We start from the raw sequence: 21,195 nt of genomic DNA, 5'->3' as shown, positions 1-21,195 counted from the left end.
GTGTCATGATTAATTTACATCTTTAAACTCAATTTTCTTCTGATTTGGCTCTACTTCACGTGCTTCACCATCAATGATTGTAGAATCACGATACTGACCACCACCCTGTTGCTGGTTCTGCATCTCTTGCATTTGACGCATCATATCAGCGAAAGGATTTTGTCCAGCGGCACCGCCAGCTCCCATACCACCCATCATTTGCTCCATCATCGCTTGTTGACGTTTTGCCATGGTTTTCATCAAGGCATTACGAAGCGCAGTTTGAACAGCAGGGATCAATACGAGGATTGCAAGCACGTCTGAGATTAAACCCGGAATCATCAATAGAAAACCAGACATCGCAAGTGCCAGTTTTTTAGTTACGGCTGGATCACCACCAAGCTGCCCCGTCATTTGCATCTGCTGCAATTGCGGCATGATACTTGATGTACTTGAACGAACAAGATTTAGACCAATAAAGAATGCGAAGATGAACCAAAAGAATACGTACCACATACTCCCTACAAGGTCGCCCACGCCGATCCATACTAAAACTTCAGCAATTGTGCCAAATACCACGATAAGAAGTAGATTCATGTCAAAGCTTCGTCTATCTCAGAAAAAATTGAAAAAATGTGCAGCACAGAGTGTATAAAAGTAAAGCTTACACAGCAAATAAAAAATCATGCTAAATAAAATGATGGGTGCGTTTTTTGAATTATCAAGGCTTGAGAGAGCAAGTTATATAAAAAAGCACTCAATTAAAGCCAGTTTAATTGAGCGCTACAGTTTCTTTTAATAATTAACCACAGGTAGCATTCGTAATCTTTTTAGATTTTGGATCAACTGTGACCGTCACTCGGTTTTCACGATAATCCATCGTTACAGGCTGATTCGGACCAATACTACGCACGATTTCAGATTTTGTTTTTTGTTTGATTTGGTCTTCGCTCAACCCAGATTGACCAATGAGTTTCTGTGCTTCATCTGCTAAACACTTAGGTTGACTCGAACGGAACAACTCCCATTCCTCAACGACTTGACCATTCGGTAACTTACAGTAACCAACCTGACCATTTGCCTCATTTCGAATTTCTAACTGACCGCCCTGATCAACGCAGAATTTGCTTGCAGGATTTGCCATACCAATTTTTGGTGGCGTAAGTTCTTGATTTGGTGTTGAAGAACAAGCTGCCAGCGAGGTCAGGATTAAACCTAAAAAGAAAAAGTTTTTCATATGTTTGTTTTCTTGCAAAAAAAATAAGATAACAAAAAAATTTATATTTTATGTCTATGATTTGAAACAAAAGTGCTTCATAAATACCAACTGATTAGAAAATGTAAGCATTGTTCGCGTTTACCATACCACTTGTAGAGACTAACATTTTCTCATTCAATGCACCCTATTTTCTAAAAAAGTAAAAGCCAAAAAACAAAAAAGCTCACCAAGTGAGCTTTTTTTTCAAGTCATACGATTGGTTTTAAGAAACTACCGTAATACCTGTTGCTTGAGGGCCTTTTTTACCATCAGCAATGGTAAATGACACGCGTTGGCCTTCGTGTAGAACTTTAAAACCGTCGCTTTGGATTTCGCTAAAATGAGCAAAAACATCTTGTCCAGAGTCAGCATGAATAAATCCGAAACCTTTAGTTTCGTTGAACCACTTAACCGTACCAGTCACAGTATTAGACATATATTTAACCTATTTTTTCAAAAAAACTTAAGATGCTTAATCGCAATTAACTTGAAATAATAAACTATGAAACTAAATCTGATAAAACGAAAGGTTTGGTTAAACTACGAAATGAAAAGATTTGCTGAATCAACAGTATTATTCTTCTAGTTGTTTTTAACTATACACCACTTTAGTTTTTCGATGCAATACGTATCTAACACCCAACATTCCAAATTTATTCTTAACAAATAAAAAAGCCCACTTGTGTGAGCTTCTTTTTTACCGAATGATTTCTGTTAGATAACGGTAATGTTTGTAGCTTGTGGTCCTTTTTTACCTTGACCAAGCTCAAACTTAACGCGTTGACCTTCGTGTAAAACTTTAAAACCGCTGCTTTGGATTTCGCTAAAATGAGCAAAAACGTCTTGCCCAGAGTCAGCTTGAATAAAACCAAAACCTTTAGTTTCGTTGAACCACTTTACAGTTCCGTTAACAGTTTCAGACATAAAACCTAAACCTTTAAAATCTTTTGTTTAAAAAAAAAGCCAAATTAGAAACAAAACCGCTTCTAATTTTAACTCTATCTATTTTACTTAAATAGATACTACAAGCATACCAAATTTTAAGTCAAACGATATAGCTGATTGACCGAAGTATAGAAACTTTTTCCATCTTGGTTGAATTCAATTTCTTGACCAGACTGCAAAAGTATCTTTTTACCTACTTCTACCCATTTAAAACCATCCATCGTACTTTGCTGGCGTTTAAGTGGGATAATTTGCACACTAATTTCATTGCCATTCGTGGCAGTGGCTACATGCCATTCACTAATAATATTCAAAACTTAAATACTCATTACTGAGCTCAAGTGATCGATCTAATTTACTACAATGCTAGATGAGGGAAAAGACTACATAACTAGAATTTAATAATTTTTAGCTTTATTTAAGGTTATTTAAGCTAACTCAGCTACTGCTTAATCAATAATAAACAACAACTTTTACACATCACAGAGCAATATTAATTTGGAAGCGGGGGTCGGATTTGAACCAACGACCTTCGGGTTATGAGCCCGACGAGCTACCAGACTGCTCCACCCCGCATCAGCGAATTAGCTTTATACGCCCCTACACCTGACAATGCAAACTTTATTTATAAAAATCACTTAATTTTTAAATTAACGCTCACATTTAATACAAATACAAGCTAAAACTAGATTTTGATCGTCTGAGCAAGCAGATTTCCAATAAATACAAAATTCAGTGCCTTTACTTAAAAAACAGATGCTTTGTTCAATAAAACAACTATATCCTTATAATTCAAAATACTACAAAATTATCATGCAGCTAAAAGCCCATTATGTAACAATATCAATCATCCTTTATTCTTTTATAGTTCTGCATGTCACTCATTATTGGTATTGATCCTGGTTCACGTTTAACAGGTTATGGAATTATCGAAAAAGATGGTAACAAATTACGTTTTGTCGATGCAGGAACCATTCGTACTGAAACACAAGAAATGCCTGAACGTTTAAAACGTATTTTTGCAGGTGTTGAACGTATTGTTAAATTTCATGGGCCAACAGAAGCAGCCGTAGAACAAGTGTTTATGGCTCAAAACCCTGACTCTGCATTAAAGCTCGGTCAAGCACGTGGCGCAGCAATAGCGGCACTGGTCAATTTAGATTTAAAAGTCGCCGAATATACTGCACGTCAAATCAAGCAGTCTGTTGTTGGCTATGGTGCTGCGGAAAAAGAGCAAGTACAAATGATGGTCATGCGCCTACTCAATTTAAGCATTCAGCCTCAAGCCGATGCTGCCGATGCGCTTGCCGCTGCGATTTGTCATGCACATGCATCAGGAAGTATGACTAAACTAGCAGTGTTGAATGCGTTAGGTGGTATGGCACGTGGACGAAGTCGTTCAAGTAGTAGACGTCGTTAATCATTCACAACTTTATAAATCATTCTCCCCATTTCATGTGCTTGTAACCCTCTCATACCATTGCTCGCTAAAAGATCACCTGCTTGGGCGTGGAGGCTAACAATTTCGTGCAATTTAATTTGCTCATGAAACTGCGCTTTTAAACTGGCGATCATACCCGCCAAGACATCACCCATTCCTCCTGTGCCCATGCCTGCATTACCTTGGGTACAGATAAATAAGTCATCACCTAACTCCAAGGTCAGACTCCCTGCACCTTTTAGTACCCATTGCCCTGCATATTTTTGCTGTAATTGATGAATCGCTGCGATTCGATCTTGTTCAATTTCAGCGGCAGTACAGCCCAACAATGTCGCCGCTTCGCCTGAATGCGGAGTTGCATAAATATGTTTATTTAACTGTTGTGGATGCTTGGCTAGAAACCAAAGCCCATCAGCGTCAAGCACAACTTCTAATTGCGTATTTTGATTGAGCGAATCCAACCATTGTTTATAAATATTTTCAGCCCAATCATCTCGCCCCACCCCCATACCAAAACAGACTGCATCAACTTGCTTTAGTAGTTGTTGAATGGTTTCTGGATTTAAGGCATTTATATCTCGAACCATAATATTCGGTGAACGCGATAAGATTGCTTGATGGTGTTTAGCATCACACACCACACTGACTTTTCCTGCACCTGCATAAAAAGCAGCTTCAGCAGACATGATGACTGCTCCCCCCATATCCGCATGACCACCCACTACCAAGACATGCCCATAACTGCCTTTATGACCAAAGGCTTTGCGTTTAGGTAAAGTGATTTTTTCTGGGGATAAATAAGCCACTGGCTTTAATTCTTCGTCAGTTGGAATTAGGCTGACTAAATGAAGCTTCCCTACAAATTCCTTGCCTTGACCTGTAAACAATCCAGCTTTATAACCGAGAATCGTAAAAGTCTGGTCAGCTTGAATCGCGCAAGGTAAGACTTGCCCTGTATTGGCATGCAAACCACTTGGAATATCAATTGAAATTTTTAAACCTGTTTGCTCATTAAAGAGTTGAATAATATTTTGCCAATTTTGATCAAGTTCTCGGTTTAAGCCAATGCCAAATAAAGCATCAATATGGCAATCAAATAAAAGTCCCTCTTTCTCAAAGAGGGATTTAGGGAGATTTAATAATTGAATATCAATTTGATACTCTTGAGCATATACATAAGCTTGCTTTAGATCAGCAGAGTGACCTAACTCAGTGGCAAATACCGTTACCTCAAAACCCGCTTGTTTTAAAAATGCAGCGATATAATAACCATCACCCGCGTTGTTACCTTGACCACACCACACAGCAATTTTTTTAATGTCTTGTTCTTGAAATTGTTGAAGCAAGTGCTGTGTTATTGCCCAAGCGGCTTGTTGCATCAGTCCCAGTGAAGAATTTTGCTGAGCAAACCAACGCTGCTCCCATGCTTGAATACTTTGACTATGGTAAACTGGACGTCGCATGTTTATTCCCCTGTTATTGGTTTATGGCTTCCACTGCATCATCTCAAAAACTTTCTCAAAAGATTGAACTACAACAGTTTGATCCTCAAGAGCTTAAAGCATGGATCAAAGCACAGGCTTTAGACTTGGGCTTTTCTGATTGTGTCATTGCCAAACCTGATGCTCAAGATCAAATGCCGCGTTTCGAAGAATATTTAAAGCGTGGCTATCATGCTGACATGCACTATTTAGAAGAAAACTTAGAAAAACGTGCAGACCCAACCTTACTCGTCCCAGGCACAAAAAGCATTATTTGTGTGCGAATGAACTATCTTGTGGCATCGCCTAAGCCTCGTTATGTACCACTTGAACCAAATTCGGCCATTATTGCACGCTATGCCCGTGGACGTGACTATCACAAGGTTATGCGTGGGCGACTTAAAACCTTAGCCACTCGCATTAAAGAAAAAGTGGGAGATTTTGAATCACGTCCTTTTGCAGACTCAGCCCCAATTTTTGAAAAATCTTTAGCCGAAAGTGCAGGTATGGGGTGGACAGGAAAACATACTTTACTTATCCACAAAAAATCAGGTTCTTTTTTTGTTTTAGGTGAACTCTTTACATCTTTAGAATTGCCCTTTGATGAACCTGCAACAGCACATTGTGGCTCATGTACTGCCTGTATTGACATCTGCCCAACGCAAGCAATTGTTGAGCCTTATATGCTAGATGCTAGAAAATGTATTGCGTATTTGACCATTGAATATAAAGGTATTATCCCCGAAGACTTGCGGCAAGGCATTGGCAACCGTATTTTTGGCTGTGATGACTGTCAGCTTATTTGCCCATGGAATGGTTTTGCTCAAACAGCATCTATCCCTGACTTCGATCCAAGACATAGTTTAGACGACATTAGTCTACTCGAAATATGGCAATGGGATGAAACAACATTTTTAGCCAATACCGAAGGCAGCCCAATCCGTCGTACGGGCTATCAATCCTTTAAGCGTAATATTGCAATCGGTTTAGGAAATGCGCCATACTCAGCTGAAATCATAGCCAAATTGCAAGAAGCAAAAACATGGCACGATGAGATTGTAAATGTACATATTGATTGGGCAATTCAACAGCAATTGCACCAAGCAAATGTGCGTCAAATAGAAAAATGATGTTTTTTGCCCTTTGGCTTTGGCATGATTTCTGTATGATTAATCTCAACAAACGTAATCTATCATCATGGATATAACAATGACTGTACGTAATGACTGGACTCGTGATGAAATCCAAGCCCTATATGATCAACCATTTTTAGACTTAGTATTTGAAGCGCAAGGTGTTCATCGTCAACATTTCCAAGCCAATACGATTCAGGTAAGTACGCTTCTTTCTATTAAAACAGGTAAATGCCCTGAAGACTGTAAGTATTGCTCACAATCTGCTCGCTACGATTCTAAATTGGAAGCTGAAAAACGTATCGCAGTAGATAAAGTCATTCGTGAAGCACTATCAGCAAAAGAATCGGGTTCTTCTCGCTTCTGTATGGGTGCAGCTTGGCGTAATCCGCATGAACGTGATATGCCGTATGTACTGGAAATGGTACGTGAAGTGAAAGCACTTGGTTTAGAAACTTGTATGACCTTAGGAATGCTCAATCAATCTCAAGCAGAACGCCTAAAAGATGCTGGTTTGGATTATTACAACCATAACCTTGATACATCCCGCGAATATTATTCACATATTATTAGTACCCGTACTTTTGATGATCGTCTTGATACCTTAGATCATGTCCGCCAAGCGGGTATGAAAGTATGTAGTGGTGGTATTGTTGGCTTAGGCGAAAGCCGTAATGATCGTATTGGTTTATTGCATGAACTTGCGACTATGCCTGTTCATCCTGAGTCTGTGCCAATTAACATGCTAGTACCTATCGAAGGTACACCACTTGCTGATGTTGAAAAACTTGAAGTAACCGAATGGATTCGCACGATCGCTGTTGCACGTATCATCATGCCGCATAGTTATATTCGTTTATCCGCTGGCCGTGAGTCTTTGAGTGATTCTGATCAAGCACTGGCATTTATGGCTGGGGCTAATTCGTTATTTTCTGGTGAAAAGCTCTTAACCACACCAAATGCAGGTGAAGGTAAAGACCAACTCTTGTTTGCTAAACTCGGTCTCACTGCTGAAAAACCGAAACCAAGTATTGCTGAACTCACAGTCGATGCCATGAGCGCATAAATTCAAAAGCCTTGTCAGTCGACAAGGCTTTTTTCTAAAGAAATTACTCATGTTAGATTGATGTAACCAATATGCCGTATTTGGCATTCAAAAACATGCCGATCCGGATGATATCCACCCCTGCTGCATGTGTCACAGACAACTCTTGCGTATGCACGTCAAAATGAAATGAATCAAAGATCTCTTGATGATGCATCAACCATAAAATAGTATCGCTAATACTTTCATCTACGGTATACGTTTCTGAGTTAAAGTCTTTATTCATCACAATATTCTGATCACTTGATTTGATATAGATATCATAACCAATCGATGATTTGAAATCAGCTCGATAAAAAAACACTGAGCTAAAAGATCATTAACTCAGTGTATCAACGAGGAATTCAGTCTTTTGTCTTGTTTGCTTAGCTTAAGCCGCTTGTGGGCTGACGATGGTTTGCCCGCCTTGTAAGCATGCAACCGCTTTGGGATTAAACTCCAAAGTCAGCACATGATTATCTAAATGCACATGGTAAGCACGAATCAATGCTTGCTGCCCTTCATCGGTGTCCAGTACATATTCATCTGCAATATTTAAAATACCTTCTAGATTTGTTGTACTTGAAGCTCGATCATGACCAAACAAATCATAAATCGTTTGCAAATTGAAACTGGTGCGCTGTTGTTCTGTAGCGTGACTTTTTAGATAGTCCTCTAAAAACAGGACAAATTTATGAGCAAAAAAATAGTAGTTTGGTTTATGGGTATAAAGCATGTTCATCGAAATCTCCTTATTGGTGTTTTTACCATCAGACCATGCTTAAAAACTAAGCTCTCAATCTTAAGAAATTCTTAAAACCAATTAAGCATTTTTGTTAATGCCGAACTTTTTTGACTCAAAATTCAAAAAAAACGTCTTAACACATAATGTTTGTCATAAAAAATTCATATAAAAAAAGCTTAATTTTGAACAAAAAATAAACACTTGCTCAATTTTTACTTAAAAAAAATCATCATTTTTTTCATGATTTTTCATAAAACTAACAAATAAGATTAATTTTTCTAATAAAAAAATTCAAATAAACAGAGACTTACTCAATAATTGTATAATATATGATTAATAAATTTATTTTTGTGACAGAGTTTGCATTTTTTTAATAACTGGTATATTTCGATCATTACTTGTTCGGCGCAAAAATAACCTGAAAAAGTAATCTAATTCAATTTTTTAGCTGATGTATTCGAGATATTATTATGAAAAAACTTGCTTTGATCGCTACACTTTCAGTTGTAGGTATTGCTAATGCACAAGCTGCTGATGGTACTATTACAATCAATGGTTTAGTTACTGACAAAACCTGCGACATCGTGACTCCAGCAGGTAAAGATTTTACTGTAACTCTTCCAACTGTATCTAAACAAACTCTTGCAAACGCAGGTGATGTTGCTGGTCGTACACCATTCCAAATCAACTTAGGTAACTGTTCAGAAGGTAAAGTTGCTACTTACTTCGAACCAGGTGCAACTGTTGATTTTACTACAGGTCGTTTACTTAACCAAAACGCTGCTGGTGCTAAAAACGTTGATGTTCAATTATTGGGCGACAACAACCAAGCAATTCCAGTTCTTGCTGCTGGCGCTTCTGGTGCTCAATCTAACTCTCAGTGGGTTGACGTTGTAGAAGGTGGTACTGCTGACCTTAACTACTATGCTGAATACTATGCAACTGGTGCTTCTACTGCTGGTCAAGTAAATACTTCAGTTCAGTACACAATCATTTATCAATAATCTTTTGATAAATCACTGCGGGTTTTTATGTACTTAAAAACTCGCAGTTTTCAATAAAAAAACATGCAACAGTAAGGTAAATATAAATGGCACTGAACGGTTACAATTTTTTGCTTGGCTTAGCGATGTCTTCTATTCTTGTCGCAAATAACACACATGCAGAAATTATCTTACACGGTACTCGAGTGATCTATCCATCTGATGCTCGTGAAGTCACCTTGCAAGTAAGTAACAATGGTTCTAAACCATCTCTTGTTCAAGCTTGGATTGATGAAGGTGATGCTAAAAGCACACCAGACCAATCAAAAGTTCCTTTTATGATTACTCCGCCGATTTCTCGTGTTGATCCAACCAAGAGTCAATCGCTTCGTATTTCAGCTCTGCCAAATGCAGCTCAAATCGATCAGACAAAAGAAACCGTTTTTTGGTTAAACGTGCTTGATATTCCACCTAGACCTAAAGCTGGTGCTAAAGAAGAGGTTCCAGATAACTTCCTACAACTAGCGATTCGTTCACGTATTAAGTTTTTCTATCGTCCTGCAAATATTAAAGAAGATGCAAATCTAGCAGGAGAAAAACTACAGTGGTCTAGAAGTGGACAGACTTTGATTGTTAAAAATCCAACACCGTTCCATGTCACAATGACATCGATATATCAGAAAAATGCAGGAAAAACTGTTGACCTACTTCCTAAGGGTTTAATGCTATCTCCATTTTCTGAAGACAAAGTTCAATTGAAAATAGCAAGTGTTGAAAAACTTAGTTTTATTAATATCAATGATTACGGTGGTCGTATTGAACATCAGATCAAACTTCAATAACAAGTAAATTACTCCCACTCTATAGATGATTTTGTACCTATCGTTGAATAGGCGAACGTATTATGTCAAAGAAAAATGCAACAGCTAAACTTTTAAAGCGTCGAGTTTGTTATTACCTCGCATCAGGGGTAATCACTATTACGATGCCTGTGGCTGTATATGCGGTAGAAGAGACAGCAAAACCAGCACCGATGGAAGCAGAGTTTGATTCTGTTTTCCTTATAGGTGATGCACAAAAAGTAGACGTCTCACGCTTCAAATATGGCAATCCAGTTTTACCAGGTGAATATAGTCTTGACGTTTATATTAATGGAAATTGGTTTGGTAAAAAGAGAATGGTTTTTCGTTCAACTGAACAAAACCAAAATGCATTTACCTGCTTCACTTCAAGTTCATTACTTGAATATGGTGTAAAACAAGAAGTGCTGGTTAATCGTACTGAGTCTGCTGCTCCAAATGCTTGCTACAAGATCGAAGAATGGATTGAAAATGCTTATTATGATTTTGATACTTCCCGCTTACGTGTAGACATATCGATTCCACAAATTGCGTTACAGAAAAATGCACAAGGCTATGTTGATCCGAGTATTTGGGATCGTGGTATCAATGCTGGGTTCTTATCTTATAGTGGTAGTGCATATAAAACTTTTAACCGTTCAAATGAAAATAAAGAAACCACAAATGCCTTTATGGCCATCACCACTGGTGCGAATATTGCCGGTTGGCAACTTCGCCACAACGGTCAGTGGCAATGGCAAGATGGCAACCAAAGTGAACTCGATTCAAAAACTAAGAAAAAATCTAATTACGAAGCAACTAGCACTTATTTACAGCGTGCTTTCCCACAGTATCGTGGTGTATTGACACTTGGTGATAGTTTTACCAACGGTGAATTATTTGATTCATTTGGTTATCGTGGTGTAGATTTTTCAAGCGATGATCGCATGCTTCCAAATAGTATGCTTGGTTACGCACCGCGTATTCGTGGTAATGCAAAAACTAATGCAAAAATTGAAGTGCGCCAACAAGGTCAGTTGATCTATCAAACCACCGTAGCACCTGGTAGCTTTGAAATTAATGATCTCTACCCTACTGGTTTTGGTGGTGAACTTGAGGTCTCTATTATTGAGTCAAATGGCGAAGTCCAAAAGTTCGCTGTTCCATATGCTTCCGTTGTACAAATGCTACGTCCTGGGCTCAGCCGCTACTCATTAACAGCCGGTGAATTCCGTGATCGCGATATTGATTTAACACCTTGGACAACTCAAGGTAAGTACCAACGTGGTATTAATAACTATTTGACAGGTTATACTGGTTTCCAGTTGGCTGAAGACTATAGCGCTATTTTATTGGGTGCAGCCTTTGCTACTCCGATTGGTGCAGTATCACTTGATGCAACACATTCAAATGCAGATTTTGATAAACAAGGTTCGCAATCTGGTCAGAGTTTCCGTTTAAGTTACAGTAAACTTATTTCTCCGACCAACACCAATTTAACGTTGGCGGCGTATCGTTATTCTACTGAAAACTATTATAAATTACGCGATGCATTGTTAATTAGAGACCTTGAAAATAAAGGTGTCAATACTTTTGCAGTTGGTAAACAACGTAGCGAGTTCCAAATTACATTGAACCAAGGTTTACCTGATGGTTGGGGTAACGTCTATATGGTTGGTTCTTGGAATGACTATTGGAATCGAAATGAAACGAGTCGCCAATATCAGATCGGTTATAGTAATAACTATCACGGCTTAACCTATGGTCTTTCAGCGACTAACCGTGAAATCGAATATGCTTCGCGTAACCAAACACGTGATACAGAATATTTAATGACACTTTCTTTCCCAATCAATTTCAGAAAGAACTCAGTCAATGTCAATGCCAACGTTTCTGAAGACAGTCGTACCGTAGGTTTTAGTGGTATGGTTGGTGATCGTTTCAGTTATGGATCATCTGTTTCACACCAAGATAGACAGAACCCAAGCTTTAACACCAATGCTCGTTATCGTACTAACTTTGCTACAGTGGGCGGTTCTTATAGCATTGCGGATACATATCAACAAGCAATGGTCAGTGTTAGCGGTAATATTGTTGCGCACTCTGAAGGGATCCTATTTGGTCCAGAACAAGGTCAAACCATGGTACTGGTTTATGCACCTGATGCTGCTGGAGCAAAAGTAAATAATACGACTGGTTTGAGTATTAATAAATCAGGTTATGCTGTTATTCCTTATGTAACACCGTACCGTTTGAATGACATCACCCTTGACCCACAAGAAATGTCAACCAATGTTGAATTGGAAGAAACGAGCCAACGTATTGCTCCTTTTGCAGGTGCAATTGCAAAAGTTGATTTCTCAACCAAGAAAGGTTATGCCATTTACATCAATACTAAAACTTCAACTGGTGAAAGCTTACCTTTTGCTGCTCAAGTCTTTAACGATAAAGACGAAGCAATTGGTATCGTTGCTCAAGGTAGTATGGTGTATTTACGTACGCAAGAACCAAAAGGTGATTTGTACGTAAAATGGGGCGATGATGCCAATGAACAGTGCAATTTTAGTTATGACGGGCTTTGTTGCACAAAGATTTGAAATGCAAAGCGCCCCTAATTGAGCCAAATTTAAGGCGTAACTTGGGTAAGTGGTCGACCTAATTCCGTAAATCTGTTAAGGACTGCCACACGTGCATGGATCTCATTGACTTGGCTATCAAAACTCCTTGCACTGAGTTTATCTCCTAATAATTTGATGCAATGCATCTTAGTTTCAACCAAACTTCGCCGATGATAGCCTGACCATTTTTTCCATAGTGTCCTGCCTAAACGTTTAATTGTTCGAAGTAATTCATTTCGCTCTAGCGAGCTACTCTTTGTATCTTTCCATGGTTTCGCATTTTTTCTAGGTGGAATCACCGCATGCGCTTGCCGATCTGCAATGACCTGACGGCATTGCTTGGTGTCATAAGCTCCATCGGTATAAACAGAGTTAATCTGCTCATCTTGTGGAATCTGATTAAGTAAATCACCAAGCACCTGTGAATCACTGACATTATTGGTTGTAAGCTGAACTGCTCGTATTTGTAGGGTTTTAGCATCTATACCAATATGAAGTTTACGCCATTGGCGACGATATTCAGGTCCATGTTTCTTGCGTTTCCATTCGCCCTCACCTAGAAACTTCATGCCTGTAGAGTCCATGAGTAGATGCAGCCCATCGCTACTTTTTTGGTAGCTGATTACAATATCAATATGCTTTTGTCTTCTACAAAGCGTGGTGTAATCTGGAGCTATCCAATTTAATCCGCAAAGTTTAATCAGACTTTGCACAAAGCCAGTGACCATACGTAAAGACAGACGGAATAAGGATTTAATCATTAAGCAGCATTGGATGGCTGCGTCGGAGTAGGTTTGATTTCGCCCTTGTTTACCGATGGACGGAGCATACCATTGCGTAGCAGGATCAAACCAAATGGCAATATTTCCGCGACTCATGAGTGCTCGGTTATATGCGGGCCAATTGGTTGTGCGGTAGATTTTGTGTGCAGGCTTCTTCATTTGAAAATTATATCGCTGAAAAACCCTTTACAGATAGGTTTGTGCAACAAAGCCCATCTTCAATGCTGTCAATTCAGATGAAACAGGCACTTTTTCAGACAAACTCACTGGGCTAGAGTTTTCATCCGAGCTGATCACTGACCGCAATGCTTTGCAGTTTAATTATCCGCAAGGTACGACTGACATCTGCGGTAATGCTATTTAGACTATAAAAATTTAAACCCAATCTTAAGATTGGGTTTTTTACATTAATATTAAGCGTTATATTTCATCATTTTTATAACTACCAATTAAAATCCCTTATAAATCAAAAAAACTCACAATATAAATAAAATTAGTGATGCAGTTATCACAACCAAAAAGTAGACAAAACTATCAATAAAAAGATAAAACCAAAACCATATCACATTTAAAAAATTAATTTAGTCAATATTTTATTTCGATATTGCCTTCATAATAATTTCCATGTTAATTAATAATATATACATAGATAAAAGGAAATAATTATGTATAAAGAATCATATAAACTATTATTAGCACTCTCATTAATATCAATTTCAACGATCAGTTTTGCAACGGGAACCATTCAAATCAATGGAAATATTGTTGAGGATACTTGTACAACCCATCACCACAACCCTGATTGTGAGCGAATTAACGATTTATTCAAGAAAATAAGCAACCAATCAACATCTTTAGAAGATTTAAATAATCAATCACAGAAAAATAGTATAACTGAAATAAAAGTTGAACCACTACCCGATCAAAGGAGTGCCATTATTATCGCAAGTTATTATTAAAGCAGAGGTTTAAATCATTATTTAAAATTGATATGTGCTATTAAAAATAGCATTTTAGCTTAATTTAATAGCACATCAATCAAATCACTCATACTTTAGTTTGTAATAATATCTTGATTATTCAAAATAAAGATTTTATTAGCAATAAAATTGACTAATCAAAATCAAAACCGACCAAATGAGATTTTTCCCAGTGTTCATTCATCCGTTCTGAAATTTTTACTTTTGATAAGTCCTCTTCCACATAAAACAACCGAGTTTCTTTATCTTTCTTTAGCAACATTAAATGGTAATTGATCAGGTTCTTCTTCATGGTCAAAGTGAAATCCCTATTTGAATGATCAACTAAGTCCTGCTCTGCTTTCCTCACATCATCATGCTGAATTACCCAATTGAGCTGTACAGGGTCACTCAACTCTACTGGAACTACTAGTACCTCTCCGTCCTTAAATCCACCTAGATACGCTATTTTCATATTCTTCTCATTTTATTTGTTGTTCATATATTTATTAAATCACAAAACCATTCAACCGCAAATCAAAGATGGATAAGCATTGAACCAATGCTGACCTGATCGTATCCATATCCCAAGATAAAATGAAGTTTGGATGGCTTGAAAATGATCAAAACTGCACAATATTGTCTTTACTCAACACATGAACATCAGATAGAATCAGCTCAGTTTTGATTTTACATACTATTTTTAGTGATTTGATAAAATCATCTGCTTGTAATTTAAGTTAAATTTGACTAAGATCAGGCAGCAATAAATCATACCAAATATGATTTAATCTTATAGGGCCTATAGCTCAGTTGGTTAGAGCAGCGGACTCATAATCCGTTGGTCCCGTGTTCGAGTCACGGTGGGCCCACCAAATATTAAATCCTCTAAACTATACGTCTAGAGGGTTTTTCTACTTTATCTCTATACTGTTATTGGATTTCATTAGCCAATTACATCAACAAATCCTAAATATTCGGATATATATTTTCCTCAAAACTCATATTACACTGCTGACACGAAATTGTAATGATGATAACCATGAGAAAAATTTTAGGAAAATCCATCTTTAAAGCAACAGGCTGGCAATACAATGTTGATCCAACAATTTTAGAAAAGAAGCAGGTCATCATTGGATTTGAACACTCCTCCAATCTAGATACCATCCTATCTCTTGCGTTGTTTGAGATTTTAGAACTTAAAATTCATACTTTAATCAAAAAAGAACTATTCAAAGGTCCTTTAAAACCAGTCTTGAAACGCCTCGGTGGAATTGCTGTCGATCGTAAAGCCAGCAAAGATATCGTGACGCAAATGGTTGATCTTTTCAACCAGAACGACAGCTTCAACCTTGTGATCGCACCTGAAGCCACACGTGCTAAAAGCAGTCAAGAACGTAAACCTATTCGTACAGGTTTTTGGCATATCGCCAAAGCAGCCAATATACCGATTATTTTGATGTACGCCAACCCACGTACAAAGCAAGGTGGAATCCTAGGTAAAATTTATCCAGCCGATCTACAACAAGACTTAGAACAAATTAAAGCACTTTATGCTGAATATGGAATAGACGTAAAAATTAACTAAGTAATCGCCCTTATTTGATCAATCTTTGAAGGTTGAGCAAGATTTTAGATTTGAATATAGGGCCCGATAGTTTTCAACGAAACCATGGCTATGCTAATATTCAGTCACTTTTTGAGTTTTAATTTTTTGGAGTTACTTCCATGGCGGGTCATTCAAAATGGGCCAATATTAAGCATCGTAAAGCCAAACAAGATGCAAGTCGCGGCAAGGTTTTTACCAAATACATCCGTGAAATCGTAACTGCTGCGAGATTAGGCGGTCCAGATGCGGCAAGTAATCCCCGTCTGCGTGCTGTAGTTGAGAAAGCACTTTCAGTGAATATGACACGCGACACCATCAACCGTGCGATTCAACGCGGTGCTGGTGGTGACGATAATGATGATTTAAAAGAAGTGACCTATGAAGGTTATGGTGTAGGTGGCGTTGCTGTAATCGTAGAAACGATGACCGATAACTTAAACCGTACCGTGCCAGATGTCCGTCACTGCTTCTCTAAAACAAACGGCAACTTGGGTACTTCTGGTTCCGTTGCTTACATGTTTACTAAACGCGGCGAAATTACTTTTGAAGATGTTTCTTTAGAAGACCAAATTATGGATGCAGCATTAGAAGCAGGCGCCGAAGACATCGAGGTTTCAGAAGATGAAATCTTAGTCATCACAACACCAGAAAGTTTTGGTGATGTGCAAGATGCGTTAAGTGCTGCTGGCTTAAAGTCGGATAATGCGGAAGTTGTGATGAGCCCATCAACCAAAGCAGAAATCACAGACATTGAGCAAGCTAAGCTCATCATGAAAATGATTGATATGTTTGAAGATTTAGACGACGTTCAAAACGTTTATACCAATGTTGAATTCTCTGATGAAGTATTAGCTCAGCTAGATGCTTAATCATTAGAGGATCAGAAAAAATGCATCTTTTTAGATGCATTTTTTTATAGCTTATTTAAAAGTTTATAACAGTTAAATACGTTGTATTCTTTGATCACAAAACTTGAATGTAAAGCAACAACACTATCAATCTTGCCGATACGCCGTAACAAGATTTCACTGTAGTCATCCATATTACGTGCAACAAGTTCTAAAATAAAATCAGCACTCTGTCCTGTGACCAAAAAAGCATTCGTCACTTCTGGGATGTCTTCAATTTCGGCTAAGAACTTATCAAAAGTTTCGCTGTCATGTTTACTCAGTGAGACCTGCAAAAGAATATGCAAGCTAAAGCCTAATTTATTGAAGTTAATTTCTCGTTTAAGCTGCCCCATTACTTTTGATTCAATCAAGTTTTTTATACGGCGATGAACAGAACTTACCGATAGATTAATGCGTTCTGACAATTCATTCAGATTTACATCTTCATGTGTCAAAACTTCAAGAATTTGTTTATCAAAACGATCAAGTTCCATTTCACCATCCTTTTTATATCTCGAAATATAGGAAAATACAGCGCTACTAGCATTATTACTGTCTTTTTATTCTTTGAAAAGAATATTTGGTAAAAATTTCCAATCATTTCTATATTTAATAATTTTTCTTATTGGAAAACACTACTATTATCTAATAATTTCTCACTTTTCAGTTATTTTTATCAAGATTTTTTTCAATCAAGATCTTATCGTTAAATATTTATTTTTAAGCTAAACGATAAAAAAGAAAAACCGAGCTAATTGTTTAACTCGGTTTTAGTTCAAATGTGATCACTGTTAGCGTTAAGCAAAATGTATTATGGATTCACAACTTGTAAATCCAAACCCGCTGTATTTGCAAGTTCAGTAAAGGTTGGGAAACTTGTTGCAACCGTTTCTGTACCCAGAATGGTAATCTCGCCTGAAGTACGTAAACCGGCAATACTAAAGCTCATTGCAATACGATGATCATGATGTGATTCTATTTCACCACCTGTAAAGATTGCTGACCAATCACCTGACTTACCTTTACCTTCGATGATGATGCCATCTTCAGTTGGGGTGCAATCAATCCCCATGATTTTCAAGCCATCTGCCATCACTTGGATACGGTCGGACTCTTTAACACGCAACTCAGCAGCCCCCGTCAAGACTGTTTGACCTTCTGCACAAGCAGCAGCAATAAATAACGCTGGGAATTCATCAATTGCTAAAGGCACTTGATCTTCAGGCATGTGAATACCTTTTAATGTTCTCGATCCTTTGATATGAATATCCGCAATCGGCTCACCACCAGCGATACGTTCATTTTCAACGCTGATATCTGCACCCATTTGCTTAAGGATTTCAATTACACCCGTACGTGTTGGATTGATCCCCACGGCTTCTAGGACAACATCTGCATTTTCAGTAATTGCAGCGCCGACCATAAAGAACGCAGCCGAGGAAATATCAGATGGTACTTGAATATCCGTACCAACCAATTTACCGCCACCAACAAGGGAAATTTTATTGCCCTCTGTTTTCACATCATAGCCAAAGGCACGTAGCATACGTTCGGTATGATCACGTGTAGGTTCAGGTTCAGTCACAGAAGTTTCACCTTCTGCCCACAAACCTGCCAATAAAATCCCTGATTTCACCTGAGCAGAAGCCATCGGTAAGTTGTACTGAATGCCTTTTAACGCTTGGCTACCCGTAATACTGACTGGCGGTGTACCTTTCTCACCTGTGGTTTGGATTTGCGCACCCATTTCACGAAGTGGCTTGGCAATACGCTCCATCGGACGTTTAGACAACGATGCATCACCCGTCATCACCGAATCAAATTTTTGCGCTGAAAGCATACCCGACAATAAACGCATACTGGTACCCGAATTACCCATATACAATGCGCTTGCCGGTGCTTTTAAACCGTGCATACCCACCCCGTGAATAGTGACTTCACCATTCTTAGGACCTTCAATGCTTACACCCATATCACGGAACGCTTGTAGGGTTGCTAAGGCATCCTCACCTTCCAAGAAGCCTGTAACGTGCGTTGTACCCTCGGCAATTGCACCAAACATAATAGAGCGATGTGACACAGATTTGTCACCCGGTACAGTGAATTTACCTGAGAATGTTTTCTTTCCCGGTAAAATGCTAAATTGCTGTGTCACCTTATTTTTCTCCATCAAAGGTTTGTTGGCTAACATATGGTTGAAGTGTTGACGAGCGGCTTGGGCATGGCCAAGTAAACCCATTAACACTTGAGAATCTTCCTGTTCGATCAATTTTTTCAAAACTGACAATTGCTGTTCAAAACCATCAACAGCATTCAAAATTGCAGTTTTATTGGCAAAGAAAATGTCATGCCACATCTGCGGATCACTGGCTGCAATCCGTGAGAAGTCTCTAAAACCGCCCGCAGCATAACGGAAAATATCTAAATTATCTTCACGATTCGCCAGTTGTTCCACCAAATTGAATGCCATCAAATGCGGTAAATGACTGGTATGTGCCAACACTTCATCATGCTTGGTCACATCCATACAAATCACTTCTGCTTTCGCCGCTGACCAGAGCTGAATCAGTTTCTCAACTGCCCAATCCGCACTACTTGGAAGTGGCGTCAAAATCACTTTATGATTTGCGAATAAATCAACTTTGCCCGCATGTACACCCGTATGTTCTGCGCCTGCAATCGGATGCCCCGGTACAAATCCAGCTGGTAGATTTTCACCAAAAACTGCTTTTGCAGCATCAACCACATTACCTTTTGTACTGCCGACATCCGTAATAATGACATTTTCCGCAAGAAAAGGTTTGATCTGCTCAAGGACTTTCTGTGTTGCCCGCACAGGAAGTGCGAGCACAATTAAATCTGCCCCCTGAACTGCTTCCTCAGGATTTTCATAACCCTGTTGGATCAAACCCAATGCGAGTGCGTCTGCTAATGTTTTTTCTGAGCGTGTTGAAGCCACAATTTGAGCTGCAAGTTGTTCTGCCACAATCACACGCGCAAGACTAGAACCGATCAGCCCAAGCCCAATAAAAGCGACTTTTTTAAACAATACTTTAGAAATAGGTGGTTGAGACATAAAAGATGTTTGCCCAATAAGACGATTTTGATATGGATAGATGTATAAACCATCTACCCACACGATCAAACAGAATTATAAAACAGCGATTGGATAAGAACCGAGTACACGTAACTCTTTCACCATCGGACGAATTTCATCCAATGCCGCAGCCACATTTTCCTGATCAATATGACCTTCTAAATCAATAAAGAACACATAAGCCCATTTTTCAGGCAGTGCTGGTCGAGTTTCGATACTGGTCAAGCTAATCTGATGCTTCGCAAATGGTGCAAGTATTTCTAATAGAGCACCTGCACGGTCGTGTGCTGAAATCAACAACGAGGTCTTATCATTGCCACTTTGAGGAATTTTCTCACGCCCGATCACTAGGAAACGCGTTGTATTTTCAGGATTATCTTCAATATTGCTGTGCAAAATCTCAAGATTGTACATGCTTGCTGCGATATCAGACGCAATGGCAGCCGAGTGCCATTCATTGCGGATACGACGTGCCGCTTCTGCATTTGAGTTTAAGGCTACACGCTCTACACCAGGATAATGTGCATCTAACCATTTACGGCATTGCGCCAATGTTTGCTGATGCGCATAAATCTGTTTAATACTGTCTTTTCGGGTATTTTCAGAAACAAGAAATTGATGATGAATACGTAATTCAACTTCACCGATCACATTTAAAGTCGATGCCTTAAAGCAATCAAGGGTATGGTTCACGATCCCTTCCGATGAGTTCTCAACAGGAACGACACCATAATGTGCGCTACCCGCTTCAACTTCACGGAACACTTCATCAATTGTTGGTAATGGACGCACAATTGCATCTTGGCCAAAGTGTTTAAGTACGGCTGATTGAGTAAAGGTACCTTCTGGCCCTAAGAATGCAATACTTTGCGGTGCTTCGAGCGCTAAGCAAGCAGACATGATTTCACGAAACAACCGTGCCATGGTTGCATCAGATAAAGGGCCTTGATTGCGTTCCATTACTTTACGTAAGACCTGAGCTTCACGTTCTGGACGATAAAACAAAGGATTATCTTCGGCTGCAAACTTCGCTTTAGCGACAGTTTCTGCCAGCGTAGCGCGACGATTGAGTAACTCTTGGATTTGTTGATCAACACTATCAATATCGTTACGAATTTGTTCTAAATTGAGTGAAGTCGATGTGTTTTGTCCATCGTTTACCATTGAATGCAGCCTCAGCAAAATCATCTATAAGAATGGATTACAATTCATCAATGAATTGTTCAATTCAGCTAGTATAACAAGACTTTCACACATTAAACACGCTGAGTTTTAACTCTTTTACTATGGGGTCAATATTCAAAATAGAAGTCAATACAATCAAAACCCACCAAAAACAACAAAACAATCCT

22 protein-coding genes, 2 tRNA genes and 1 pseudogene are annotated in these 21,195 nt (G+C 38.6%); 11 read left to right on the top strand and 14 right to left on the bottom strand.

Features of this window, described 5'->3' with window-relative positions:
* Nucleotides 1-9: 9 nt before the first annotated feature.
* From F991_RS09355 to F991_RS09330, 6 genes are all read right to left on the bottom strand, one after another.
* Complete coding sequence (locus F991_RS09355) at nt 10-576, bottom strand: FxsA family protein (protein ID WP_004670781.1); 567 nt, start codon at nt 574-576, stop codon at nt 10-12.
* 205 nt (nt 577-781) lie between these two features.
* Entirely contained in the window at nt 782-1,216 is a 435-nt protein-coding gene (locus F991_RS09350) for an I78 family peptidase inhibitor (RefSeq protein ID WP_004670779.1), read from the bottom strand.
* A gap of 244 nt (nt 1,217-1,460) precedes the next feature.
* Nucleotides 1,461-1,673: a cold-shock protein gene (locus tag F991_RS09345; RefSeq protein WP_004670777.1), complete on the bottom strand. Its 213-nt coding sequence runs from the start codon at nt 1,671-1,673 to the stop codon at nt 1,461-1,463.
* Nucleotides 1,674-1,951: 278 nt separating this feature from the next.
* Entirely contained in the window at nt 1,952-2,161 is a 210-nt protein-coding gene (locus tag F991_RS09340) for a cold-shock protein (protein ID WP_004670776.1), read from the bottom strand.
* A 116-nt stretch (nt 2,162-2,277) separates the two neighbouring features.
* On the bottom strand, nt 2,278-2,496 hold the full coding sequence (locus F991_RS09335) for a hypothetical protein (RefSeq protein ID WP_004670774.1): 219 nt from the start codon (nt 2,494-2,496) through the stop codon (nt 2,278-2,280).
* A 185-nt stretch (nt 2,497-2,681) separates the two neighbouring features.
* Nucleotides 2,682-2,758 (bottom strand) — tRNA-Met (locus tag F991_RS09330).
* 298 nt (nt 2,759-3,056) lie between these two features.
* Between F991_RS09330 and ruvC the strand changes: the two genes are divergently transcribed.
* The gene (ruvC, locus tag F991_RS09325) at nt 3,057-3,602 is read left to right on the top strand and encodes a crossover junction endodeoxyribonuclease RuvC (RefSeq protein WP_004670772.1); all 546 of its coding nucleotides are present in this window, start codon (nt 3,057-3,059) and stop codon (nt 3,600-3,602) included.
* Here ruvC and F991_RS09320 read toward each other — a convergent pair.
* Nucleotides 3,599-5,086: a bifunctional ADP-dependent NAD(P)H-hydrate dehydratase/NAD(P)H-hydrate epimerase gene (locus F991_RS09320; protein WP_004670771.1), complete on the bottom strand. Its 1,488-nt coding sequence runs from the start codon at nt 5,084-5,086 to the stop codon at nt 3,599-3,601. The genes ruvC and F991_RS09320 overlap by 4 nt on opposite strands.
* Before the next feature lie 23 nt (nt 5,087-5,109).
* On the opposite strand from F991_RS09320, the gene queG reads away from it, so the two are divergent.
* On the top strand, nt 5,110-6,234 hold the full coding sequence (gene queG, locus F991_RS09315) for a tRNA epoxyqueuosine(34) reductase QueG (RefSeq protein ID WP_004670768.1): 1,125 nt from the start codon (nt 5,110-5,112) through the stop codon (nt 6,232-6,234).
* 79 nt (nt 6,235-6,313) lie between these two features.
* Nucleotides 6,314-7,303: a biotin synthase BioB gene (gene bioB, locus F991_RS09310; protein WP_004670766.1), complete on the top strand. Its 990-nt coding sequence runs from the start codon at nt 6,314-6,316 to the stop codon at nt 7,301-7,303.
* A gap of 52 nt (nt 7,304-7,355) precedes the next feature.
* Here the strand turns inward: bioB and F991_RS09305 are convergent, their stop codons facing one another.
* The gene (locus F991_RS09305; RefSeq protein WP_034595623.1) at nt 7,356-7,568 is read right to left on the bottom strand and encodes a hypothetical protein; all 213 of its coding nucleotides are present in this window, start codon (nt 7,566-7,568) and stop codon (nt 7,356-7,358) included.
* A gap of 144 nt (nt 7,569-7,712) precedes the next feature.
* Nucleotides 7,713-8,063, bottom strand: coding sequence for a hypothetical protein (locus F991_RS09300; RefSeq protein ID WP_004670762.1), 351 nt, complete (start codon nt 8,061-8,063; stop codon nt 7,713-7,715).
* A 473-nt stretch (nt 8,064-8,536) separates the two neighbouring features.
* On the opposite strand from F991_RS09300, the gene F991_RS09295 reads away from it, so the two are divergent.
* From F991_RS09295 to F991_RS09285, 3 genes are all read left to right on the top strand, one after another.
* Nucleotides 8,537-9,070 carry a fimbrial protein gene (locus F991_RS09295; protein WP_004670760.1) on the top strand — a complete coding sequence of 178 codons (534 nt, stop codon included), beginning with the start codon at nt 8,537-8,539 and terminating at the stop codon, nt 9,068-9,070.
* Nucleotides 9,071-9,156: 86 nt separating this feature from the next.
* Nucleotides 9,157-9,891: a fimbrial biogenesis chaperone gene (locus tag F991_RS09290; RefSeq protein ID WP_004670759.1), complete on the top strand. Its 735-nt coding sequence runs from the start codon at nt 9,157-9,159 to the stop codon at nt 9,889-9,891.
* Between the two features lie 62 nt (nt 9,892-9,953).
* The gene (locus F991_RS09285) at nt 9,954-12,485 is read left to right on the top strand and encodes a fimbria/pilus outer membrane usher protein (RefSeq protein WP_004670757.1); all 2,532 of its coding nucleotides are present in this window, start codon (nt 9,954-9,956) and stop codon (nt 12,483-12,485) included.
* 29 nt (nt 12,486-12,514) lie between these two features.
* Here F991_RS09285 and F991_RS09280 read toward each other — a convergent pair whose 3' ends face one another.
* Nucleotides 12,515-13,447: an IS5-like element ISAba12 family transposase gene (locus F991_RS09280; RefSeq protein ID WP_051064200.1), complete on the bottom strand. Its 933-nt coding sequence runs from the start codon at nt 13,445-13,447 to the stop codon at nt 12,515-12,517.
* Between the two features lie 100 nt (nt 13,448-13,547).
* Here F991_RS09280 and F991_RS17175 point away from each other — a divergent pair.
* Together F991_RS17175 and F991_RS09275 are read left to right on the top strand one after the other, a co-directional pair.
* Nucleotides 13,548-13,652: pseudogene (locus F991_RS17175) on the top strand (DUF4882 family protein); the annotation flags it as partial.
* A 301-nt stretch (nt 13,653-13,953) separates the two neighbouring features.
* Complete coding sequence (locus tag F991_RS09275) at nt 13,954-14,247, top strand: hypothetical protein (protein ID WP_004670755.1); 294 nt, start codon at nt 13,954-13,956, stop codon at nt 14,245-14,247.
* Between the two features lie 154 nt (nt 14,248-14,401).
* On the opposite strand, the gene F991_RS09270 is transcribed toward F991_RS09275, so the two are convergent.
* A complete protein-coding gene (locus F991_RS09270) occupies nt 14,402-14,722 on the bottom strand; it encodes a hypothetical protein (RefSeq protein ID WP_004670753.1) in 321 nt (106 codons plus the stop codon).
* Nucleotides 14,723-15,045: 323 nt separating this feature from the next.
* On the opposite strand from F991_RS09270, the gene F991_RS09265 reads away from it, so the two are divergent.
* The 3 genes from F991_RS09265 (at nt 15,046) to F991_RS09255 (ending at nt 16,725) form a co-directional block, all read left to right on the top strand.
* Nucleotides 15,046-15,122 (top strand) — tRNA-Ile (locus tag F991_RS09265).
* 155 nt (nt 15,123-15,277) lie between these two features.
* Nucleotides 15,278-15,835 carry a 1-acyl-sn-glycerol-3-phosphate acyltransferase gene (locus F991_RS09260; protein WP_171063434.1) on the top strand — a complete coding sequence of 186 codons (558 nt, stop codon included), beginning with the start codon at nt 15,278-15,280 and terminating at the stop codon, nt 15,833-15,835.
* Nucleotides 15,836-15,975: 140 nt separating this feature from the next.
* On the top strand, nt 15,976-16,725 hold the full coding sequence (locus F991_RS09255) for a YebC/PmpR family DNA-binding transcriptional regulator (RefSeq protein ID WP_004670750.1): 750 nt from the start codon (nt 15,976-15,978) through the stop codon (nt 16,723-16,725).
* Nucleotides 16,726-16,769: 44 nt separating this feature from the next.
* Here F991_RS09255 and F991_RS09250 read toward each other — a convergent pair whose 3' ends face one another.
* From F991_RS09250 to pheA, 3 genes are all read right to left on the bottom strand, one after another.
* On the bottom strand, nt 16,770-17,240 hold the full coding sequence (locus tag F991_RS09250; protein WP_004670748.1) for an Lrp/AsnC family transcriptional regulator: 471 nt from the start codon (nt 17,238-17,240) through the stop codon (nt 16,770-16,772).
* A 317-nt stretch (nt 17,241-17,557) separates the two neighbouring features.
* A complete protein-coding gene (locus F991_RS09245) occupies nt 17,558-19,807 on the bottom strand; it encodes a bifunctional prephenate dehydrogenase/3-phosphoshikimate 1-carboxyvinyltransferase (protein WP_416201915.1) in 2,250 nt (749 codons plus the stop codon).
* 90 nt (nt 19,808-19,897) lie between these two features.
* On the bottom strand, nt 19,898-21,007 hold the full coding sequence (pheA, locus tag F991_RS09240; protein ID WP_004670744.1) for a prephenate dehydratase: 1,110 nt from the start codon (nt 21,005-21,007) through the stop codon (nt 19,898-19,900).
* Nucleotides 21,008-21,195 lie beyond the last annotated feature (188 nt).

Source organism: Acinetobacter sp. CIP-A165 (assembly GCF_000367985.1).
Lineage (GTDB): Bacteria > Pseudomonadota > Gammaproteobacteria > Pseudomonadales > Moraxellaceae > Acinetobacter.
This window is presented reverse-complemented; position numbering and strand designations above follow the sequence as displayed.

Coding starts and splice junctions, on each gene's coding strand:
- F991_RS09355 (WP_004670781.1), bottom strand. CDS start 576: ATGAATCTACTTCTTATCGTGGTATTTGGCACAATTGCTGAAGTTTTA.
- F991_RS09350 (WP_004670779.1), bottom strand. CDS start 1,216: ATGAAAAACTTTTTCTTTTTAGGTTTAATCCTGACCTCGCTGGCAGCT.
- F991_RS09345 (WP_004670777.1), bottom strand. CDS start 1,673: ATGTCTAATACTGTGACTGGTACGGTTAAGTGGTTCAACGAAACTAAA.
- F991_RS09340 (WP_004670776.1), bottom strand. CDS start 2,161: ATGTCTGAAACTGTTAACGGAACTGTAAAGTGGTTCAACGAAACTAAA.
- ruvC (WP_004670772.1), top strand. CDS start 3,057: ATGTCACTCATTATTGGTATTGATCCTGGTTCACGTTTAACAGGTTAT.
- F991_RS09320 (WP_004670771.1), bottom strand. CDS start 5,086: ATGCGACGTCCAGTTTACCATAGTCAAAGTATTCAAGCATGGGAGCAG.
- queG (WP_004670768.1), top strand. CDS start 5,110: ATGGCTTCCACTGCATCATCTCAAAAACTTTCTCAAAAGATTGAACTA.
- bioB (WP_004670766.1), top strand. CDS start 6,314: ATGACTGTACGTAATGACTGGACTCGTGATGAAATCCAAGCCCTATAT.
- F991_RS09305 (WP_034595623.1), bottom strand. CDS start 7,568: ATGAATAAAGACTTTAACTCAGAAACGTATACCGTAGATGAAAGTATT.
- F991_RS09300 (WP_004670762.1), bottom strand. CDS start 8,063: ATGAACATGCTTTATACCCATAAACCAAACTACTATTTTTTTGCTCAT.
- F991_RS09295 (WP_004670760.1), top strand. CDS start 8,537: ATGAAAAAACTTGCTTTGATCGCTACACTTTCAGTTGTAGGTATTGCT.
- F991_RS09290 (WP_004670759.1), top strand. CDS start 9,157: ATGGCACTGAACGGTTACAATTTTTTGCTTGGCTTAGCGATGTCTTCT.
- F991_RS09285 (WP_004670757.1), top strand. CDS start 9,954: ATGTCAAAGAAAAATGCAACAGCTAAACTTTTAAAGCGTCGAGTTTGT.
- F991_RS09280 (WP_051064200.1), bottom strand. CDS start 13,447: ATGAAGAAGCCTGCACACAAAATCTACCGCACAACCAATTGGCCCGCA.
- F991_RS09275 (WP_004670755.1), top strand. CDS start 13,954: ATGTATAAAGAATCATATAAACTATTATTAGCACTCTCATTAATATCA.
- F991_RS09270 (WP_004670753.1), bottom strand. CDS start 14,722: ATGAAAATAGCGTATCTAGGTGGATTTAAGGACGGAGAGGTACTAGTA.
- F991_RS09260 (WP_171063434.1), top strand. CDS start 15,278: ATGATGATAACCATGAGAAAAATTTTAGGAAAATCCATCTTTAAAGCA.
- F991_RS09255 (WP_004670750.1), top strand. CDS start 15,976: ATGGCGGGTCATTCAAAATGGGCCAATATTAAGCATCGTAAAGCCAAA.
- F991_RS09250 (WP_004670748.1), bottom strand. CDS start 17,240: ATGGAACTTGATCGTTTTGATAAACAAATTCTTGAAGTTTTGACACAT.
- pheA (WP_004670744.1), bottom strand. CDS start 21,007: ATGGTAAACGATGGACAAAACACATCGACTTCACTCAATTTAGAACAA.